This is a genomic window from Alicyclobacillus acidoterrestris (assembly GCF_022674245.1).
GTDB classification, from domain to species: domain Bacteria; phylum Bacillota; class Bacilli; order Alicyclobacillales; family Alicyclobacillaceae; genus Alicyclobacillus; species Alicyclobacillus acidoterrestris.
Map to the genome: position 1 here is coordinate 60,468 of NZ_CP080468.1, position 22,262 is coordinate 82,729.

A 22,262-nucleotide genomic window follows, 5' to 3' on the forward strand; every position below is an offset into this window, starting at 1 on the left:
ATGACTAAACGAAAGTGGTTATTAACAAGTGCGAGCCTTCTGGGTGCAGGAGTTATTTCTATTGCTGTATTCGTTCAAAATGCTTTTGCATATACGATGTGGACTGGCGAGTCTTCGTTAAGCAATATTGTCAAGGTTGGAAGCACGCTTGCTATGGACACTAATGGCGACGAATTAACGGTGGTTGATAACGGCGCATACTCGGCTTTGAAAAACCAAAACCTCTACGCTGCCGAAGTTCATGATGTTGTCTACAAACCGGATGGCTCAAAAGATGGACAGGGAGACTGGCCGTTTCTTCAAGCGGACGTTTACGGTCAAAATGCAAACAACGGTTATCTGTTCATTGGTGATTCATCGACCGGGTCAACCAATGTTTCAGATTGGGTCAACCGCCTTGGAGGGAACGTTAACTATGTTGAAAATTACTTATCTCAGAATAATTATATTATTTCTCTCCAAGACACGGCTGAATTCAATAAACACCTTCAATACGACTCCTTTGCCGCGCTCGTCACCGCTTCTGGCGCCTATTTCGCGAAAGGGAATAGCCAAATCACTGACTCAGGGAAGACAGAAACGTTCAACGGCAAATCTGTCCCCATTGAAAATTCCACATACACCATCTATGAAACCAATCCACCGTCTGCGAATAGCATCAGTGTTTCAGGAAGCAGCGCTGGGGTTGTGACGCAAGGGCAACAGGCAACACTCACGTTAGTCTCTACTGAGCATTTGTCATCTGATTTCACTCACCACTACGATGCTGTAGAAGTAGTAAATAACTCAACGGGGACTAGCAGTTGGATTCTTGGTGACAACTCAGACGATATAAGCACAATGCAAGTGGAATCTGGCGGATCCGGTCAGAATACAGATACAGCAAGTTTTAACACTTCTACTTTGGCTCCCGGCAGTTATACTGCATATTTTTATGTCAGAGATGGAGTAGACCGGCCGGCTGCTACGTATGCAGAAACATCGTTCACCGTTCAACCTGGCACAACTTCAGGCACGACGAGTGGGCCGAGTATTACATTGTCAGCGAATCCAACCAATGTCCCAGCAGGTGGTTCGACTCAGCTTACTGCTACGGCAAGTGAAGCGCCAGCAGGGGATACGATACAAATCATTGATGAAAGCGGAGATAACACACTAATTAGTGGAAACTCGTATCAGAGCGCAAGTAACGTCTCTGCCACTACCTCAGCGTCTGACGATAAACCACAAACGGTAAATTATATTGCAAATATCATTGGCCCCATGAATAGCATTGTCGCAACATCTAATCAAGTGACTGTGAATTATGCTGGTGCGGCCGTTCAACCTAATACAACTTCACTTGATTTGTCAGCGAATCCAACCACATTAGCAGTGGGCTCTCCTACAACTCTAACAGTCACGGTTCCACCAGATCCGAACTCAGGTGCAGCCCCTAGTGGCGAGTTTGTACAGATTATTAACTCGGATACCGGACAAATTGTTACACCTGGACAGTATACAGGTAGCCCCGGTTTTACTTATGGCGTAAATGATCAGGGAGAGTACGAGAAGTATTCGGCGCCATATACAAGTAACACGGCAGGTACGCAGAACTTCGAGGCTGAGTTGTGGGATCCTGGTGTTACGCCATATAACAATCCACCATCTTTAACGTCCAATATTGTACCGGTTACATGGGTGCAGCCTACGGTGACTTTAACTGCCAATCCAACACAAGTGTTCTCTGGGCAGCAAGCACAAATTTCCTATACCACAGTAGGCATGACCTCTAATGATTATGTGACGATCACCGGAACAGGCGGACAAGATATGTGGTTCGAATCAAGCGACACGAACACAAGTGATAATTGGGCTGAAACTGAAAGCCCTCAAAATGGTGACGCAACCAAAGTTACTTACACAGCCAAACTTTACAACACGTCGGGCACTTTGCTTTCTACTTCCACGGTGTCCGTGACTTGGACAGATCCAACAATTTCGATGGGGGCGAATCCACAGAATAACGTGCCTGGGGAACCATCCACAATTTCATATTCCGTTGACGTACCTCTTCCATCAGGTTTTTCCGTGAGTATCACGCCTACTGGAAATGGTTCAGACATGTGGAATGCTACTGGACTTACTACACAAACAGGGACTTATCAGGAGACGGAGTACCCTGCGTCTGGTGCTACAATCTCTGTGAACTATACGGGTGAAATTATCAATGATTCAACTGGGCAAATTTTAGCGTCGGGGACAACATCCGTTTCATGGAACAATCCATGGACAGGCTCAATTAGCCTTTCTGCAAATCCGTTATTCTGTGCAACTGGTTCTAGTACAAGCTTGAGTGCAATCACTAGCCAACCGATTCCCTCGGGATGGAGTCTAACAATTACTGACGAAACCACAGGACAAATAGTATCGTCTATGGGGGTTTCGCCAGAAACAACACAATATACCTCGTACAAAGCGGAAACTGATACATTTGTTGCGTCATTAAACGATGGATACGAGGATGTGGGGACCCCCTCTAATACTGTGCAAGTTGTATGGAGCGCACTATCACTAGGGGCGAACCCTACACAATTACCTTCCGGAGAAAGTACCACGTTGACAGTAACAGGTGACAATGTGCCAGTTGGGGATAATTTAGTGATTTACAATCAATCAACAGGTCAGCTTGTAGGTTCCAGCCAATCTACACCGTATAGCGTTCAAACATCTGAACCTACTCCTCAAACCGACAACTTTGTAGCATATATTTCGACTAACACTAGCAATACTGGGGCGCTAATGAGCAGTAACGTCGTGCCGGTTGACTGGTACGGAATTAGTCTCACTGCAAACCCAACGGCACTGCCGGTTAATAACACATCTACGTTGACGGCTACAGCACAAAATGTACCAAGCGGGTATGTTGTGGACATTTTAGACCAGACAACAAACCAAGTTATTGCAACCGGTCAACCAGGACAAACAGTTTTGAATGCTTTGGAGACAAAACACCAAGTTGAGACAGACAAGTATGTGGCTCAGATCGTAAAGCCAGGGAATCCGTCGATACCATCGCTGAACGTTCCTGCATCCGCACCACCAGATGGTTTGTTTAGTGAAACATCAACTGAAATTCAGCACTATAATCCAACTACAAATTCGATGGAGAATATAGCAGGATTACCTATCACTACGGGTACATCGACTTCGTACGGAACCGTGAATACAGCCTATTTCACGCAGCCTTTGGTCTATGCACCTAATACTCAGGTGATCTATGCGGGAGTAGAATATTCAACCTCTGATAGCCAATATACTCATGAATTTGTAGCTTTGTATGCGTATGACTTGAAGTCAGGAACGTGGACCCAGGTACAGATGCTTGAGGACAATTATATGCCGGGATTTATCGGAGCGACGATGTACTGGTTTGATGAAGGACTCTACAATCCTGTCGATCACAAAGTTTATCTTATGTATACAACAGATGGAATGTATGACTATACGTGGCAGTTAGAATCCGTTGACCCCACAAATCCTACGGCAGCCCCATCTATGGGCTTAGGGGTTTACGAGGACCGATACTATGATCCGGGCGCTCACCACGGGGATGGTCAGTGGATAACTCTCTTTACATTCCCATTTAATTCATTCACTATTGACCCCAAAACCGGGATTTTATATTATCCGGGGTCGGCCACACCTGAGCCTGATCCATATGAAGAAAGCGCGTATGGAAGCTGTTTGATGGAATATAATCCATTTACGGGTACAGCTAGTATCTTAAATGGAGCAAATACTTTTGCGTATCCAAGCGATTCAATAGGTTATGATTCAGCAAATGGTTTGGTGTATTACGCAACATGGACTCAAGAGCAGTCAGCCCCTTTTGATACAAATGGTGAATTATGGTCATACGACCCAAATACGGGGACGAGTACAGAATTAGTCGCGCTTCCGAATTCAAGTTCAATTCCATATGTTAACGTTGTGAATGGATTAGTGTTGATCCAATATAATGGAAATTACATCTATAATCCAAGTACAAATAGCATTAGTTCGTCTCCGATTTCAATAAATGCAATCTACGACAGCCAACTTAATGAATATGTTGACGGAGGAAGTTTTTACGACAGTAACTTGAATTATGTAAAGTCAGTTGGTATGTCTAGTGCTATGAGCTATGGAGTCTCTGCTGGTGGGCCAATCACGACAGTGAAAAACTTTCCATATTGGACTTTCACCAAAGCACCAGGCTATGTTCCGACATCTCTTTTCACGCAAAATGCACAAGCCGGAAGTTACAATGGTTCCATTTGGGTCTCAAATGCGTCGTCACAGATAAATGGGACTGCATTTTTTGAATCGACGTTTAACTTACCGCAAACGGAGTCTGTCACGTTTAACATGCCACAGGTAGACGACTATGCTCAGGTCTACGTGGACGGTCAACCTGTGTTACAACAAGGCAACGATGGGGGTGTGGGTGGAAGCATTCCTGATACTTCTACGGCTACAATCACATTACCTGCGGGAATGCATCAAGTACTCATCGAGGCAGAAAACAATAATAATTTTACCAGTTCAAGTAGTGGTACAGCTGGAGTAACTCTGAATGTCACAAGCGGAGGGGCCATGTTATTGACCACTTCAAATGCAGGAGAGTGGGAAACTACAGGTTATATCACCCAACTTCCGACAGGATGGTTTAGTGGTGCTATTGGCACCTGGACGTGGACAGAATACGTAATGCAAGAAGGGCAATCAACACCAATTTCTCAGCAACAGTCATACTCATTGACTACAGCAGCCGGAAACGTATCGGCTACATCCAACGAAGTGAGTGTTACGTGGTTCAACCCTGTAACACCGCCGGATAATTTCACGCTAGCTGCGTTGCCGACACAGGTTGTGAAGCCTGCAAGTACTGACTTTAAGATTACGCTCGACAAAACAGATCAGGACTTCGTTAATCAAGCATTAAACGGGGATGCGCAATTAGTCGTGAAGTGCCAGCAGACATGGCAAAGTGTCGTTTCAGCAAACTGGGCGCCGGACACAGACGGATTGAATGTAGCTATCCCATACACACCTGTTGCCGGAACGAGTCTCCAGTACGTGGCCGAGCTCGTTGACCCGAATACAGGCAATCCCGTGGCCATTTCGAACGAAGTGACCGTGACGGATTCAGGGAACGGTTCGCAAGGAAACTCCTACACAACGGAAACGTGTGGGCCGAATGGGGATGGCACTGAGATATTTACGACGTACACCAACGGACAGGTGACATCCACAAAGACTGTCCCATTGACCATGACAGGACTCGAAGTTTCGGGCATCTATCACCCGACAGAGGACCTGCAACAAGACCTTGGGCTTACTGCAAAGATTAAGATGCCGGTTACGAACACGGAAGTTGGAAATGGGCCCATCCCACTGCGCGTACAAGCTCCATTCGCGTTTGCGATTACGTTTCCTCAGGCTCAGCCGACATCGGTTACGGCGACGTTCACAGTGAACCAACATGATGCGGTTGACGAGAATGGAGACACTTCCTGGACGGTGACGATGAAGCCGGCAAACAATCTCGGCTTCGGAGTATGGCAAGGCGCAACAATTATGCCAAAGTTACCAGATGGGGACACCATTAGCATCCAGATTACAGCAACCGATGAATGCGGCACAGCCACGACGCCTACAGGGGTATTCCCCTACGATGACTTCCTGGTGACCAGTGATGATCCCGAATGGTATTACATTCAGCCAGGGACGGGTAATAACAGCACTACAAACTGAATAGTAGGATCGTTTCTTCCCTTACTCATTTTCATGAGTGAGGGATATTTTTTGCCTTGGAACGGTTTTGGAACAAAATCACCCTAATGCACGTGGGAACATTTCTAGTAAAGCGAGGTGGACACACACTTGTACAAGATTGCGTACCAGCCCATATGGGATATCGTGAATCAAATGGTAATTGGATACGAAGCCCTCATGCGACCGTTAGATGGAAGCTCGCCTGTAGACGTTATTGAACAGCATCGTAGAAAGGGAACAATCGCCGCGCTTGACCAAACACTTATGCGTCAAGCGATGGAAGACTGCCAAGGTTTCTTACGGGCCGGGGAACTACTAATGGTTAATACAGAACCTGAGACTCTGAGTGAAGCAGTTTGGGACCCTTGGGAGTACGCGCTGAAACCAAACCAAGTCGTCATTGAGATTACAGAACGAGCGTGTCTTGATGAACTCGACCTCAACAAATTCCTGAATATTGGCGTACAGTTTGCTCTCGATGACTTCGGAACGGGTATGAGCAATCTCCTTGCATTAGAACGCTTGAAACCCGCATTTGTGAAGATGAACCGCGAGTTTCTTGCCGGTCACGACGATAGTGGTGTCCTCGCTCTCCTCGCCGAGCAATTTGTCAGGTTTGGTAGCAAGCTAATTGTCGAAGGAGTCGAAAGTGAGAGTGATCTGGCTTTCCTTCGTCATATTCGTGTTCGGTATGTTCAAGGTTTTTATACGGGAAGGCCGGCACCAGCACAAGACTATATCGCAAAGGGGAATCATAGATATGCTTCCGGTTGGGCTTGATTTAGGCAATGGAGCGGTAAAACTCGTAATGCGCGGATTGGAGTTATCCATTCCGAACGTAACAGCAGTTGGGAGTCCAAGAAGCGATCTCGGCGAACGCCAGGAACCACTAAACGCACTCGATGTAGAAGTGGTTTCGTCTGCGTTTACCGATGGCGCTCGCCGTGTATTCGTCGGCAAACTTGCAGCAGACCAAGGCCCACAAGCGACTTACATGCAACCAAATGAGAAGAAGACATCGAGTGAACAGGCGATTCTCATGTACTTAACGGCACTTGCAAGCGCGGTGGTGAAGCAGCGAGAACGCGCGGGTGAACGAATCTCATCGGCAACGACAATTGATGAAGAGTTGTTCGTCGTATCCGGCGTCAGCCTTGTTGAAGCTTTGGAACGCGGTGTAAGGCTCGACTTCGAGCAACGTCTAAGCGGCGAACATACAGTCCGATTCATGTCTCCGTCACCGTGGGGCGGTATTACGGTTCGTCTACGAATCACATCCAAGGTCGTGAGCGAAGGACACATGGCTTTCCTTGCGCTGTGCCAACAGTCTCCGGAGAAGTCAAAGGAGCTATCGAGTTCACTCGTCGCGGTCGCAGAGATTGGGGAGTTGAGTACGGAGCTTCCTGTGTTTGAACGAGGCAATATCAACGCGTCGTTGTCGGACGGGTTGCAGTACGGGATTGGGACGACGCTCACCAGTCTCCTCGAAGACATTCGAGAACAGACTAAAGCGCGCAATGCTTTTCCTGGCGGACGGATGGAGCTTGCAAAGTTCCTGGAGGACAAAAAACGCGAAGTGGTTCTATTCGGTCGTCGACATGACATTACGGAGATAATCGAGCGACATTTGAGTGCGGCTGCTTCGCATGTCTATCGTGAAATCATCGAAGTCTGGAATAAGATACCAACGATTGAACATTTCTACGTTCTTGGTGGTGGCGCGGCACTGCTGCATCCGTTTCTTAAGGAGTTTGCTCAACAAGATGGGTTCAATCTCGAGTACGCTCCGACGTTGTATCGGTCTCGATGGTTGAACGCGGATGGAATGTTCCTGACAGCGGTACGTCTTGCAGCAGATACGGTGACGGCCGTATGAGTCGCTCACGAAAGCGAGAATGGAAGCCTCAGGACACAATATCCGTTCGAATACCAAAGGATGTCGATCCTGCCATACTCGATTGGCTGTGTGAATTAAGCAAAGGTGAGGTCCTTCAAGCAACAGTAATTGAAGCGATACACCGCATGTACTACGACAAGCGAGGCGTGGACACGATCGCGGTTCCGCGCCAACAGTCGTTCATCGACCGTCGTTTGTTACAGAGCATGGTTGCTTTGTCGGGCATTCAATCGGTACGGGACGAGACAAATGTCCATGTCGAGATACCGATGGAGCAGGGAAATAACCAGGTGAACGATGCGGACGCAGCGCACAATGCCGCGTTGGAAGAGGTGATGAACAGTGCGCTCGACTTCTACAAATGACCGCATGGCACAAAGCCACGCTCGACAATCGCAGTCAGGTCAAGGTTTCCCGGGATTTCGCAAGGCGCAACGCAGGGCAAGTTGTGAAATATGCGCCACGCGCAAAGCCATGCATGAAAAAGTCTTGTCTAGCAAGGGATTTCAAAGATTCGCCACGCATAACGCATGGCATTTCATTTTTTGCTTAACGACAAAACGACGAGGTTGCAAGGCGTTGTGCATGGCATGAACCCGAAACCCCAGTTGTACCAAAGGGTGAGAACGCGGGGCATTGTGCATGGCGCTTTTGTCCTGATTATCGAGCGAAATATAAGGGAATGCACTGCAAGATGCATGGCGGAAGTCTGGAGTCCCTAGTGGTGCATGGGGTAAGGACGCGAGGCAAAGTGCATGGCATGTGTTCAAGGAGCTTTTGTTGAATGACAGGGCTGGAATTATATCGGGAAATTGATCGGTGGTACGAGGAAACTCGGACAAACCTCAATCAGTTGTTGAAACACGATTCTCAGCCTTTTCAGTCCCCAGAGGACATAAAAGCACCATTGCGGATTATGGTATTCGCGATGGAGTGTGAAGGGATGCTGGTTCAGTTGAATCGGGCAGTTGGCGACTTGTGGTGGTCTTCCATCGAAGATATTGAGCTAAAACTTCGAGGTATACGGGATACGATTGGTCGTTTAGTTGCGGATTCAATCGTGCAAGGGCTTTTAGAACAAAAATATTCACCTGAAGACTACGGTATTCAAGTAGAACGCCAAAAAAGTGGTTTTACTCTCAAGATTCCATACGAGCTTATATCAATGTCAGACTTATTCCTTGTGAGAAGTAAAAGAATTAACGGATTATCTCATCTGTACACGGTTCGAGAAGCTTGGATCGCCTTAATGCGAGGTATCTCACTCAAATTAAAGGAACACGGACATTACCCGTTGCTCAGGGCAAGAGTCAAGGTGTGCATTGAGATAACCCATTCAATACCTTTGGACCCTGACCATTTTTGGATTCGTCCGTTAATAGACGGGCTCTGTCAGTCAGGAATACTAATGAATGACGATGCGAAAAGATTGGTATTTATACTTTCCTACAAATCGGCTATGAGCAGCAATTCCGTAGTGATTGATGTTGAAGAATTGGACGATATTGCTGCAAACAAACCTTGCGAATAAAACAAATCGGGCGCAACTAACGGCTCAAGCAGAGCTGTCATTTCGTATGGAATAGAAAATTTTCTGTTACACACGAATCGACGTCTCACAAATGTTCTAATTTTCCCTTTCACTAAAAGGGAAAACGGCCATGGTGCGCTCGGGAATTACAGACCAAAACACGGAGGTCTTTAGTAGGTGCACATGGAGTGTGTATCTACTAAAGACAAAGGGTGGCTTGTAGGCAGGAAGGTGGCTACGCGGTGAGCGAAACGCAAGTGGACGTTGTGATACAGAAGCCGGTGACGATGACGGAAAAGACGGCGTTGAAGGCGCAGACGTACTTGTCGCATTTATACATGCACGGTGTGTTGACGACTGAACAGATTCAAGTGCTTTCGGGGTTTGCAGATGGAACGTCAGAGGTCCAGCGAGTGATGAAGGCAAGTGGCTACGCACGGAGTTTCAATAAGCCAATGTTGTTGTACCGAAACGGTTCGTGGCGAAAGATGAACAGGGTGAACGTGTGGAAGCTCACAGCAGAAGGGCTGCGTCTGATTGAACGTGACTTATACGAAGGGGCGCATGTGTGGGCATATTCCAGTGTGCGCATTCGACGCGAATTAACAAGTGCCAGGATGCCACGAATACTTCGGGTCGCGCAGTTAGAAGTAGAAATGGTTGCAGCCGGAGTGCAAGACATCGTCTATTGGGACGTTGCACACATGTTAAACGCGTTAGGGATTCGTCAAATTGCAGAGGAAGGTACCCAGAACGAGATCGCTCAACTTTGGGTAAACCGTCCTTCATTAGCGGGATTCCTATCTGTTGGAGACAGTCGGGTAATTGGACTGACTCTGTGCGATTCTGGGAACTTGCTAGGGATTCATCAATATCTAAGTCGTGCCTTTCCACCAGCTTTCGATTTAATCGGTTCTCTTGGGCTTCACGAAGAACGACTGTTACTCATGGTCGAAAGTTTGTATCCGAAAGTGTATTTGTCGTTTTCTACACTGCTTTCAAAGCATTCAACGTTGATTATGCTTCCATACGAATACGCCTTGGATCACCCAACGGCTACGGCATGGATTCTGCGCGGAAAGCGAGAACAGGCATTGCAGCCTCTTATCGAGAGTTACAAAAAGTCAGGGTGGCGCGTTGAACGAACGAATGAGATTCCGGAGTTGGTGGCGACGGAGTTTTACTCGTTTCGTGCGACACGGGACGGCCAGGTGGAGTTTTTCGACAGCACGTTTGGCACCAGCTTGGCGCACGTATACAGTCTGTTCAACCATGAACGATTTACAGTGAGCGGTTCTGCAGCAGGCCGCCGTGTCGTCTACGTCACAAGCGCAGGAGAAGAAGTGGGCATACGCGCGTTTTTAAAGAAGCAGGTAGGAGAGAAGTTGAATGGGTATTCCACAGAGTTTCGTTTATTGCAATTATGAGCGCTTGGTTCCGGCGAGACGGAGTCGCGTCGGGAGCAAGCGCGGAAGTGTCGTTCGACACAACGTCATATTGCAACGATGAAAAGTATCACGAAATCGGCGCAAAACAGTTAGGCGTCGGATGTAGGATGGAGATAGGCGTGCGATAACGTGGAGAACGTTGACGTCCGTTATCGTACCACAATGCGAGCTGGAAACATGGTCGGGGGATCGGAAAACATCCCTACGCCGCGGCCGTGAAGCGACAGACTACTCGACCAGCGCATTGTTAAGTGATAGGGCATCATTAGGTAGGGCAGCGCGCGTGGCTGCCGAAGCCGAGCAGCGGAGGCGGAGCTGCCGGCATACGAAAGGACAGACCACACTGGTCTGTCCTTTTTGCGCAATGCTAATATGCCAAAGTATCACGAAGCGCTTGGTTCCGGCGAGACGGAGTCGCGTCGGGAGTAAGCGCGGAAGTGTGAAGTGTTGACCAGTTATGGCAGCACTGCTTCAGTTATGTTCCACATTGCCAGTTTCGAAAGAGTGCGCTGATCAAGTAAAAGAAGCTTGGTCAATCGGAACCCAGTCGTTTGATTGAACAGGTGGTTAAATCGAAGTAAATCCATTCGTCTTCATTCGTACGAGACAAAGCGTTAGCACGGTTAATAACCGAGATGGAAGGAGAATTTCGGGTTCCTGGGCTGAGAGAGAAACATGGGGAGCGAAAAACAAGCCTGTTGTGACTTGATATCGCATCATCTCAGAGAACCGAACAACGATTTAACCGTCAACATGACATCCCCACTTCTAGAGATGTTACCCCATGAATCCGTTGAAAATATGAATTTGCAGACGAATCATAATATTGTTGCCGCCGATTTACACACCGCGTTGCCTACAAAAAAAGACAGCCCACGTTACCGTAGGTTGTAAATACGGGGTAAAGGTAAGGAGCGCCAGCCCCACCTTCGCTGACGACAAATTGGCGGCCACAGATACCGCCTTTCCTAGCGGGGATCATTATAAGGGGCGGCAGGTGCAAAGTCTGTCGATGCGCGGCGTCTGAACATTGGTACATTGTGTCACTGTACGAACCAATTTTGCGTAAGGAACTGGATGAACGTGACGTCGGAGGTATGGACAAAGGTGCAAAGGATATGGAGGAAAACGATGTAAATTGTTCTAGGTTGTCTTACTATGATATAGGTATTGGTTCATTGGAGGTTTACTATGAAAGTACTTAAAATTCTAGCCGGCCCTTGTGCAGTGGTATCTTTAGTCTTGTCTCCACTCGCTATCTCGGCTGCAACTCAATCACCCTACACGCAAGCGATCAGCCAACACCAGGCAACAATAGACGGTGAGATGGTCAAATACGTGACCATCAACACCCACAATCCGAACGTCTCTGTATTCCCGGTGATTGCAAATCATAAGCTGGGTACAACCGAGTCGTTGGCGAATATGGCCAAATCCGTCCATGCGGTGGTCGCCATAAACGGAACTTTCTTCAACTCGTGGGGGAACAAATTTCCGACAGGGACAATAGAGATTAACGGACAATTTGAGAGTGCGGGACAGGGCACTCTTTTAGCGTTCGGTTCCAACGGAAACATGCTGATGACCCGCGCGAAGGAGACCTTATCCGGAACGATCGAGGACCAGACGAACCCATCTGTCACTGGGCTTTGGCCGTGGTACATCAACTCACCTTCGACAAACTCGGGCGTCGTCGATATTCTAACTTCTTACTTCGGTAAGACGATGACGAATAAGAACGCAGATTTAGTGAGTATTGCGGATGGTAAAGTCACGAGTGTCAAACAAGGTAGCACTACTATCCCATCTAATGGATACTCCGTGGAAATTGGCAAAGGCGAGAAATCAATGCTTAGCCGCATTCACCCTGGCGACCCAGCGAGTGTCAGCGTAAATGTGGAGAACTTAAAGGGACAAGCGATTAACATCTCCAAATACCCTAATGCGTTGGGGTGTGGACCGATGTTAGTGGATGACCGTCAAGTTGTCTTAAATCCATCACTTGAAGGTTTTAAGGATCCCACGTTGGTTGATAGTAATACACTGCGGAGTTTCGCAGGGATAGACGCCAAGGGAGACCTTGTACTCGGGACAATTCACGCCGCTACACTGTCAACGGAAGCTGACATAGCGAAGAAACTTGGGTTAAAGCAAGCGATGAATTTGGACGGTGGGAGTTCCGCGGGACTGTACCTGAATGGACGTTACGTGACGCCGCCAGGAAGAAATCTTTCGACGGCATTAGTGGTGACGTACAAGTGAAGTTATAACCCACAACGTAAATGGCAATGGAGGACCGTGGAGATGATATAATTGGAATGCGGTTGTTGCGTGCAACCACCCGGCCCGTAGAAATGTGGGCCAACTGCCCTGTTGGGATTTCTCTACGGGCAGGAGGTGGCTGTCTATGAAGGTAACAGTCAAGCTTAAAGCAGCACCAGTGAACATAGCTGGCATGCCACTCTGGTTATTCTCGTTACACATAGAGTTCCAGAAATGAGCAAGAGCTAATACCCCAGCACAGGTATTAGCTCTCAAGGCGTACCATACATTCATATGACACAACAGGGCTAGTTGGCCCCAACCGCAGCACCGTTCATCAGTTACAGCTGATGGGCGGTGTCTTTATTTTTATTATAACCAAGTGTAAGAAACTGATGCAATTATCCAATGTCCCTCATGGTTACGGAGAGGGCTCCAGTTCAAGGACTTTTACGGTCATTTTACAAAGAGTCGTTTAGAGAACAGTTACTTTTTTATAATCCATACTCGGTCGTGCTCATCGTCTGAAGTAAGTTGAATTTTTCCTTCGTTTTGAAGATAACTTATAAATTCGCCTACCTGTTTATAAAGTTCATCTCTATTTTGCTTCATGCGGTAGGGTTCCTGACGAATAAGTTGTGAAACAAGTGCCCTTTGACTCACTGTTCCCTTTGTAATGAAAATCCAAAGATAGCCCATTGAGTTCCTTATTAAAAAAGGCGGATTAGGCATGGGTACAAACTTCATATTAGAAGGGCGATACTCGGTATTTTGATGTATTGGTCGACGTAGATTGGAATTGGAGTTTAAAACGATTCTCTTATTAAAGGGTGTATCATCGGGAAAATTAAACGTTCGTTTCTGTAATTCATGTTGAAAAATACTTTGCCTTAAAGTCTTAATCTGACTGGATAGAAGGGGAAGTCCTAAGTTTAGATGTCGTTCAATGCTAGGATCTAATCTGAACCCGTCAGGAATCTTAATATGCTCGTCTTCAAGGTTCCAGCCATTCTCGAACTTGTAAAGCAATTCGTCCAAGTCTAGATGTATCGAATGATTCCCGCGATATATCGCTTCGGCCACAGAGGACGGAATCCCATAGAAAGACTCTAAACAATCTCGGCCAATGTGCGTTTTCTCGCCACTAGTAAGACTAACGACTGTGAATCGATATCGTAAGCTCATCCCACAATGGTCGCACTTGAAGTGACGGTTGCCGAAACCAGAGTCATCGTAACCTACAAAATCCCATTGTTCTAAGGTTTTTGTAGAGTCAACTCCACTTCCCCTTTTCTTAGCAAGACTCTCAATAATTCGAGAACGGCGACTAACACGAATTTCTTCTAGAAACTCACGCTGTGCTGTAGAAAGTTTAGAGAGGATTAATAGGCGTTCCTCGTCACTCAAAACAACATTCATTTTAGAAGAAACCTCCGTAGTGTAGTTTGACTATTCGATATACTTGATACTTTAACATCTATTTTTGTTCTGTCGAGCCAAACAGACACAAAGGGGGGATTGCTGGGGAGAAGACAGGTGCTCCCGAAGGCGAGACCCGCGCGTCTCCGCCTTCGGACATCGTAAATGCTGGTAGCCGGGTACCGAATCTCGGAAGGGACTTAGTAAAAAGTCAGTGCCTCGATTGTCTAAAAACTTATCGGTCAATCCTCTGAACGCACTCAGGTGAGTCATTGATTACGTTACCAACTATCTTGCTCACCGGGAACCATATCATGTCATCCTCCGGGAAAGGTTCAATGATAGGGAGTAAGTCGTCGATGTTTGTGACGCTCCGGTCAAGCCAGAAACGTTCGTCTTGGTGACCGCGTAAAATTGCGGGCATTCGGTTATGAATCGACTTTAGTCGAATATTTGAACCAGGCGCGACAGTGATGATGGTGCACGTATTGACTTTTTCACCATTATCGTTGACCCAGGTATCGTAAAAGCCGGCGAACGAAAAGATAGGACGACTCTTTACACGAATGTAGAAGGGTTGCTTGTCGTTCTTACGCCACTCAAAATAGCCTGTTGCAGGAATTAACGCCCGGCGCCGTTCAACGAGGTTGCGAAATACGCGATTCTGTCGTAGCCCTTCAGAGCGCGCGTTAATCGGCTTGGGACCGGCGGAGTTCCACGCTCGTGGTTCTAGTCCCCATCTGAATGGGCCAACTCGTCTCTCACCTTTGGTGCCAGTGATAATTCCAGGAATCAGTGTAGACGGAGCAATATTGTATTTGCTCGGAAAAGCATAGTTTGACTCTACGATTCCGTAGTATTTGAGGATTTCCGTCCAACTTTCCGTAATTGCAAAACGGCCGCACATCGACATCACCATTAAGATCGTAATACAAGAACGTGTGTTCGAGCAAGGGGCTGATATTATTTTCCAATGAAGGAATCGAAAAGGGAAAAGGTACTGCAGTCGCTTGTTACCAAAGGAATGCAAATTTTGAACCCAAAGTGGCCGTTACAACCCGAAAGGGGAACTAAAATGAACATATAGGAGGCGATTAACCATGCTGAAGTTCCTTGTCGAGTCGATAATCCATAACCGTAACGTGGCCGGTAAAGTCGGGGAGCTTTTAACCAGCCATACCTTATCCAAACTACCCGCAGAGTACATTATTCGAAACAACGTTCTGATACCCAATGGAGATTCCGATACAGCTCAAATCGACCACGTCATTTTGTCTCCCTACGCGATATTCGTAGTGGAAACCAAGAACATTCATGGACGCGTTACAGGGCGTCAGAACGACCAATTTTGGACGGTATGGACCAATAAGGGTACATATGACCTATATAATCCAATTCGACAGAATCAGGGGCATATACGGGCTCTCCGAAACGTATTGGGTGATTTGACACCAACGGTATACGTGAACCTTATAGTTTTTGGCCCAAATGCAACGATGCAAGTTGATGCTGATGAGTTGGTTGGGGGTGCAGATGAAGTTTGTAGTCAGATTCGTCAATATGGCAAGGTTCGATTCACATTGGACCAAGTTGGGGTATTGGACAGTTGGCTGCGCGAGGCGTATTCAAGTGTGTACGGTTTGAAAAAACAGCACGTGAAGAAGGTGAATAGTCTCAAACGGTGAAAGCGCGTTTCAATCGTGTATCACACTATTGGAACGGAACTTGTCCAAGCCTCGTATGAAAATGGATTTAAAATCCGTGCGAGGTGAAGCGAATGGATTCGGTCGAAATGGTAGATCCCCGAATTTTAGTTATAAACCCTCTACGTGAGAAAGCACGCACAATCCCCAACAAAGAACACGGACGCTATCTTATGATTCGAGATAGTATCGTTGCTAACGGAATTAAAACACCAATTATTGTACAACGAAACACGAACATGATTATCGGAGGACACACGCGATGCGAGATCGCTATTGATTTGGGATTTCCTTCTGTTCCAGTACAGTACGTTGACGTTGATGATGACCAAGCAGAATACATGCTTATTGAGGATAATCTTGACCGCGCACAAGACGAAAAAGATCTCATGAAAGTGGCTTGGCAGTGTAGTCGATTGAAAGAGTTAGAGGGTATTGAACAGGGGCGTCCCAAAAAAACACGACACGATGTCGTGGTTTTAGACAGTATTGCGGCGAAATTGAATATGTCCTCGCGAACATTTCAACGGTACATCTCACTTAATAAGCTGATTCCATCGCTTCAGAAATTAGTGAGTGACGGAAAAATAGGAATTGCAGCCGGTTCGATTCTGTCTCGTTTGTCAAAAGAAGGTCAGGAAAACGTCTTTGACAGTATTAAGGAGCTCTCTGTCTCAAAGACGTACAACATGACCAAGCAGGATGCCGAAGGTTTTCGCAAGGCATTTGGACGTGGTGACGAAGACGAAGCATCTGACAGCGATATTGCTCAGGGCTTAAATGTGCCTGGGGACGAGGAGTTTTACCTTAGTTCTGAAGAAGGCGAAGAAACGGCTGAGGATCACTCCGAAGTTGACGTGAAGGAAGCCTTAAGAAGCCCATTGGATTCATTGGCTATAAAGGTTTCCAATCGTAATATTGACGTTCTCGGCGTCGCAAGTGAAGTCGAACAAGAATTTACAAACAGACCTATGAATGAAGAAGACCATAGAGAGCGCCTACTGGCTACTCAAAAAGGTGTCCAAGAAAAACTACAATCTCTCTTGTCTATCGAGGACGCAGAGGCGCGCCAGGCATTTGCAGTAAGTAAGATGCAAAGTGCCATTCGAACTTACCAATTGGCCCTAGAACGAGCAGAAATCGAACTCGTAACCGAGTTGGCCATTCTTACTCCACAAAACTACGAAGATGTGTTGGCGCCGTGGGAACAATTGGTCATAACGTGTGAGCGAGTAGCAAAGAAATTAGCAACACTCTTAGATCAGATGCAGAATGACAGGGTTCAGTAAGAAAAATCATCGCGAAATTCGCGTATTTCAAGTAGGTATCTTCAGTAAAGTGGATATAAGAAAATCAATTCCCCAGGGAGGCCGCCAATGATTATTACCCTTTGTGGTTCGACTCGTTTCAAGAGTGAGTTTGAGCAAATCACCCGGGAATTAACGATGTCTAATCATATCGTCCTTGCGCCTGGAGTGTTTGCACACGCGGATCAAATTAAATTGACAGAGACCCAAAAACGCCAACTTGAAGAATTGCACCTTCGGGAAATCGATATGTCCCAATGCATATATGTAATTGACGTAGATGGCTACATTGGAACGAGCACGCAGCGGGAAATTCATTATGCGCGTCGTAAGGGTAAACCGGTGTGGTACTGGACGGAACTGCATGCCGGTTTAACTGGATGGGGGAGTTAGGGCCGCTTATTGACCGCCACCCGGAGACTCCGACAAGCGATTTTTCGTCTCCGGGTGTGCCTCGTTACGGCCATAGTTTTCAATATGGTATAAGTTTCGAAGTTCTATACTGTGCTATCGAATCAGCGGTGACTTACACCTATGATGACCAATCCCCGGTGCGACCTATTATCCTCATAAGAGTCCTTCCAGCAAACCTCTATTTATCCCTCTGTAATTAGCTGTGACAATGGTATGGGTGATGAATATGCTATTTACACCTATAAAACCTATGCTTTTGACGATGAGAGAAGAGATTTTCGATTCTCCCGAATACTGTTTTCAACCGAAAGTCGACGGAATTCGCATTCTAGCCCATAAACAAGGGGATAAAGTTGAACTTTACACGCGTCATGGGAATATATGGACAACCAAATTTCCTGAAGTTGTAGAAGCGGTAAGAACGCTCGACGAGGACACATGCATTCTCGACGGTGAGGCAGTCGTATTCCGCGGTGGACGTCAATCATTCGATGATGTTATGGTCCGTGCCAGGTTGACTAATCCGTACAAAATCAATGCAGGTGTGTTGACGCATCCAGTGACGTACGTTGTGTGGGATGTGCTGCAAACGGGTATTCAAGACCATACACGACTTCCGTTAAGGGCGCGTATGGAGATTCTTGACCAGACCGTTGGGCGGACAGCAACACTACTACCAACGTTTACAATTGTCGGAAGCGGTACCGAACTGCACGAAAAGATGAAGGAGATGGACTGGGAGGGGACGTGTGCAAAGCATGTTGATTCCCCATACCGACTCAATGAGCGGCACCCAACCGACTGGGTCAAAATTAAGTTGTGGAAGACAATGGACACATGTATCTTAGCATGGCGCCAACAACCGCGTTTCGGTATTCTTGTCGGCGCGCGCTTTCAGTCGGGGTTAAAGGCGTTGGCATGGGTGGAGAATGGCTTCAGCGACGTAGAAAAACAGGCATTCAAGCGCATTGCACGTGGTATCACGTTGCGTGAAGAAAAGAGCATCTATTGGATCGAGATGGGAATCGTGGCGCGTGTGAAATACCTTGAACGAACGGAGCGTCATACGCTGCGTTTAGCAACGTTTGAGCGCTTTATTTTCGATAAGAAACCTGAAGAGTGTATATGGGTCAGTTAGGCTGAAGTCAAGCAGACATCCAATACGTTCAATTTTGGGCATATTGATAAATCCTTTTAACGGCGCAGGGCATACCTGCGCTCTTTTGTGTTTCTTTTGTATAATCATGGAACGAATATAGAACGTTTTCTTTAATCTCGACAGTTACAATCGAGCTATGAATTCAAACTTATTGCTTGACGGCAATTTGTTTTGCTGGCCTTTTTCTGTTGTGTAGGGTTTTACCTTCAGTGTTCTATCTTGGGGAATGAGACCCTAAAAAATAGACCACTGAGAACACCATTCAGTAGTCTAATAAGGGGTAAAGGATTATGGTGATAACTTAATCATAACAAACGGCGCTCAATCATGCTCGTGACATGGTGGAGCGGCTATATAGATATTACCAATAAAACCGAAATATGCTGAATCGATTCTGGATGGTACTAAATCGTATGAATATAGACGTGTATTTGCCGAAGAACTCCTTTTCTCGAGTTGTGATATACATGACAGCTCCAGTTCGGCGGATAGTGGTTAGAGTTTCACGTGGGTGCAGTTGTTAGTGGAAGCCCCGACTACGTCTGGGAAAGAAGAACAATGCCCAACTTTCGACCGGCACAATCGTATGTATCTGCTTCGGGAGGACTAGATCCATGTCCAATACCAAGACTCTACCGGTAATCGATTTTTACTGCAAAAAGTGTGATGCATTTCAGGTGGTACGCACAATAGGTGTTGTCATCAATGGACCTGTATGTAAAATATGCAGACGGCCGATGAGGCGTGTTCAGATAGTGCAAACGACTCTTGGGCTATCGTTAAAATTAGACACAAAAGGTGGTCGCACTCGTTGAGTGGTTATTCACGTGATTTGACCTTTGCCAAGGCACAGGAACTACTAAATCAGAGCATTTATCTTCTGTATGCAAGGCTTCGCCTACTTACACGCACTGTGAAAGGACAAGTAACAAGGGTTATCCCGCGAGGTTTTATTCTCAATACGGATGAAAAAGAAATATTCATACCGTTCCAAAGTGCCCGATGGACCGCATCGCATCGATTTGGTCACACTGCCCGTCAAATCCTGAACATCTAACACCGTCAAGTTTTGGACGTTTTGAGGCAGCCAAAACAGTCGACGTTTAGTCCTTCGCTGCGGCCTTGCTAGTAAAATACATATGAATTAAGTAGGAGATTATACCTACTAGATAGACAAGGTATAAATCCCCTTCAATGATCCCATCCTGCTCATAGAGAGAGGGGGGGAGTTAAGATGTTCAACCTCAAAAAACAACCGGCGGCAAAATTACGAGTGTTGATGGCAGCTAAAGACATTAATACACAAGAGCTGGCTGATCAAACAGGGCTTTCTCCAACAACAATATCCCGCATTCGTTCTGGCAGTGTTACACGACCAAAATCTGAAACAGCGTATCGTATCGCTGCTGCCCTAGGGGTTAAAGTTAACAGTATATGGCGTGATATGTGATTCAAGACGGGATGTACAAACATTTGCTAGAGCAGCGGATTTTGCTTGTCATCTGGTATACATAGATTATCAGAAAGCCGATATGATAATGTGTAAATGGCTTTCTGAAGACAGGTTTATGCTAGAAGCGTCAAACGGCTTTCAAAACTTTCAATGCAGAACAACACGGTATTTTGAATATCGCGTTGTTTTAGTATTTTCATTAGGTGTCATAGCCTCCGTAATACTGTATCGCTTAAGTTTGGAGCACTGAAATTCCCTCGTTGAGTGCGCCGGCAACCTAATCCCGTAGGCCTATGCGGCAATAAAATTTATCACGAAAAGGTCACAAGACCCCTGTTAAGTCCAACTACACTTTGGATTAACAGGGGTTACTAGTTTATAGGCACAGCTTAAGGAGGTATGACATGTAACAAACGCAGTTAGAGTCTCATGTAGTGGTGTAAATTCCACGGTTAGATCTTGACGAAAAAGCCACCGAGTGCAATCTACTAAAAGTGTCCAGCAAATAGTAGAGGAGGCACATCGATGGCTTCTACAGACAAGATCTCACTTTTGGAGCTAATTCGCAAGATCGGATTAGAAGATGGTGATGTGGATTTCTTGAAGGAGGGACTGAGAGTCCTCACCCAGGCTGTGATGGAGGCGGAGGTGAGTTCCCTCATTGGCGCCGAACGGTATGAGCGTAGTGAGAAGCGCAGCAACAGCCGCAATGGACACAGAGACCGGGAATGGAATACCCGTGTTGGAACGATTGACCTGCAGATCCCAAAGCTGCGTAAGGGGAGCTACTTCCCCAGTATGCTAGAGCCCCGGCGCAAGGCTGAGAAGGCACTGCTCTCCGTTGTTCAAGAGGCATACGTGCATGGCGTGAGCACCCGTAAGGTGGATGAATTGGTTGAATCCATGGGCATTCATGGGCTCAGCAAGAACGAAGTCTCTCGAATCTGTAAAGAGCTCGACGATGTAGTCCAGGACTTCAAGAACCGCCCATTGGAGGGGACATATCCGTATCTGTGGCTAGATGCAACCTTTCCAAAAGTACGAGAAGGCGGACGGGTACAGAGTATGGCGTTTGTGATTGCGATTGGTGTACGAGATACCGGTGAGCGTGAAGTATTGGGATTCGACATTGGCACAAACGAGGACGGCTCGTTTTGGCTGACGTTCATTCGTAGTCTGGTTGCCCGTGGGCTGCGTGGCGTGCAGTTGGTGATTAGCGATGCACATGAGGGACTTCGCAGTGCGATTGGCTCTGCGTTGACCGGGGCCACGTGGCAGCGGTGTCGGGTTCACACAATGCGAAATATCCTTAGTCAGGTGCCTAGAGCGTCACAGTCTATGGTTTCGTCCATTGTTCGGACGATCTTTGCTCAACCGACACAAGAAGCAGCCAAACAGCAATTGGCGGTCGTTGTGGAACAGCTTCAAGGGAAGTTCCCAAAAGCAATGGATGTGTTGGAGCGAGCCGAGGAAGACGTACTGGCGTACATGGCATTTCCGAAGGAGCACTGGAAGCAGATATGCTCGACGAACCCGCTTGAGCGTTTGAACCGTGAACTCCGGCGGCGCTTTGATGTGGTTGGTATTTTCCCGAACAGGGAATCTGTCGTTCGTCTTGGGGGTGCCATTCTCCAGGAGCAGAACGACGAATGGATCGTGGCAAGACGCTACTTTAGCCGAGAGTCTATGGCGAAACTCAGCGGGACCGATGAACAGCAACTGCTGGCGCCAACGTCAGTTTTGCATAAATAGCCGACACTAAGTGATTGCACTCAAATTTACACCACTAGTATGTTCAACTCGTACCTCAAAGTTTTTGAGATACAATTCTCGTATCGGTCGGGTATTCACGAATTACACCATGAGACTC

Annotated in this window: 15 protein-coding genes; 13 read left to right on the forward strand and 2 right to left on the reverse strand. The window is 46.9% G+C overall.

What is annotated here, in order from left to right:
- From K1I37_RS21170 to K1I37_RS21200, 7 genes are all read left to right on the forward strand, one after another.
- Complete coding sequence (locus K1I37_RS21170; protein ID WP_021297476.1) at positions 1-5,778, forward strand: beta strand repeat-containing protein; 5,778 nt, start codon at positions 1-3, stop codon at positions 5,776-5,778.
- Between the two features lie 129 nt (positions 5,779-5,907).
- Positions 5,908-6,579: an EAL domain-containing protein gene (locus tag K1I37_RS21175; RefSeq protein ID WP_021297477.1), complete on the forward strand. Its 672-nt coding sequence runs from the start codon at positions 5,908-5,910 to the stop codon at positions 6,577-6,579.
- Positions 6,560-7,675 (forward strand): ParM/StbA family protein, encoded by a 1,116-nt coding sequence (locus K1I37_RS21180; protein ID WP_021297478.1) that lies wholly within the window; start codon positions 6,560-6,562, stop codon positions 7,673-7,675. The genes K1I37_RS21175 and K1I37_RS21180 overlap by 20 nt, the downstream gene beginning before the upstream one ends.
- Positions 7,672-8,061 (forward strand): hypothetical protein, encoded by a 390-nt coding sequence (locus tag K1I37_RS21185; protein ID WP_021297479.1) that lies wholly within the window; start codon positions 7,672-7,674, stop codon positions 8,059-8,061. The genes K1I37_RS21180 and K1I37_RS21185 overlap by 4 nt, the downstream gene beginning before the upstream one ends.
- Before the next feature lie 419 nt (positions 8,062-8,480).
- The gene (locus tag K1I37_RS21190) at positions 8,481-9,227 is read left to right on the forward strand and encodes a hypothetical protein (protein ID WP_021297480.1); all 747 of its coding nucleotides are present in this window, start codon (positions 8,481-8,483) and stop codon (positions 9,225-9,227) included.
- 242 nt (positions 9,228-9,469) lie between these two features.
- A complete protein-coding gene (locus K1I37_RS21195; protein ID WP_021297481.1) occupies positions 9,470-10,654 on the forward strand; it encodes a replication-relaxation family protein in 1,185 nt (394 codons plus the stop codon).
- A 1,212-nt stretch (positions 10,655-11,866) separates the two neighbouring features.
- The gene (locus tag K1I37_RS21200) at positions 11,867-12,937 is read left to right on the forward strand and encodes a phosphodiester glycosidase family protein (protein ID WP_021297482.1); all 1,071 of its coding nucleotides are present in this window, start codon (positions 11,867-11,869) and stop codon (positions 12,935-12,937) included.
- A gap of 486 nt (positions 12,938-13,423) precedes the next feature.
- On the opposite strand, the gene K1I37_RS21205 is transcribed toward K1I37_RS21200, so the two are convergent.
- Both K1I37_RS21205 and K1I37_RS21210 read right to left on the reverse strand, forming a co-directional pair.
- Positions 13,424-14,356 carry a hypothetical protein gene (locus K1I37_RS21205; RefSeq protein WP_021297484.1) on the reverse strand — a complete coding sequence of 311 codons (933 nt, stop codon included), beginning with the start codon at positions 14,354-14,356 and terminating at the stop codon, positions 13,424-13,426.
- Positions 14,357-14,591: 235 nt separating this feature from the next.
- Positions 14,592-15,263, reverse strand: a complete 672-nt coding sequence (locus K1I37_RS21210) for an SOS response-associated peptidase (protein WP_021297485.1) — start codon at positions 15,261-15,263, stop codon at positions 14,592-14,594.
- Between the two features lie 193 nt (positions 15,264-15,456).
- Here K1I37_RS21210 and K1I37_RS21215 point away from each other — a divergent pair, with 193 nt between their 5' ends.
- The 6 genes from K1I37_RS21215 to K1I37_RS21240 all read left to right on the forward strand — a co-directional run bounded on the left by K1I37_RS21215 (position 15,457) and on the right by K1I37_RS21240 (position 22,144).
- Positions 15,457-16,041, forward strand: a complete 585-nt coding sequence (locus tag K1I37_RS21215; RefSeq protein WP_021297486.1) for a nuclease-related domain-containing protein — start codon at positions 15,457-15,459, stop codon at positions 16,039-16,041.
- A 92-nt stretch (positions 16,042-16,133) separates the two neighbouring features.
- Entirely contained in the window at positions 16,134-17,348 is a 1,215-nt protein-coding gene (locus K1I37_RS21220) for a ParB/RepB/Spo0J family partition protein (RefSeq protein WP_021297487.1), read from the forward strand.
- 87 nt (positions 17,349-17,435) lie between these two features.
- Positions 17,436-17,759: a hypothetical protein gene (locus K1I37_RS21225; protein ID WP_021297488.1), complete on the forward strand. Its 324-nt coding sequence runs from the start codon at positions 17,436-17,438 to the stop codon at positions 17,757-17,759.
- A gap of 247 nt (positions 17,760-18,006) precedes the next feature.
- Positions 18,007-18,918 carry an ATP-dependent DNA ligase gene (locus tag K1I37_RS21230; protein ID WP_031218991.1) on the forward strand — a complete coding sequence of 304 codons (912 nt, stop codon included), beginning with the start codon at positions 18,007-18,009 and terminating at the stop codon, positions 18,916-18,918.
- A gap of 1,255 nt (positions 18,919-20,173) precedes the next feature.
- Positions 20,174-20,389 (forward strand): helix-turn-helix domain-containing protein, encoded by a 216-nt coding sequence (locus tag K1I37_RS21235; RefSeq protein ID WP_021297491.1) that lies wholly within the window; start codon positions 20,174-20,176, stop codon positions 20,387-20,389.
- Between the two features lie 528 nt (positions 20,390-20,917).
- Positions 20,918-22,144 (forward strand): IS256 family transposase, encoded by a 1,227-nt coding sequence (locus K1I37_RS21240; RefSeq protein ID WP_021297492.1) that lies wholly within the window; start codon positions 20,918-20,920, stop codon positions 22,142-22,144.
- Positions 22,145-22,262 lie beyond the last annotated feature (118 nt).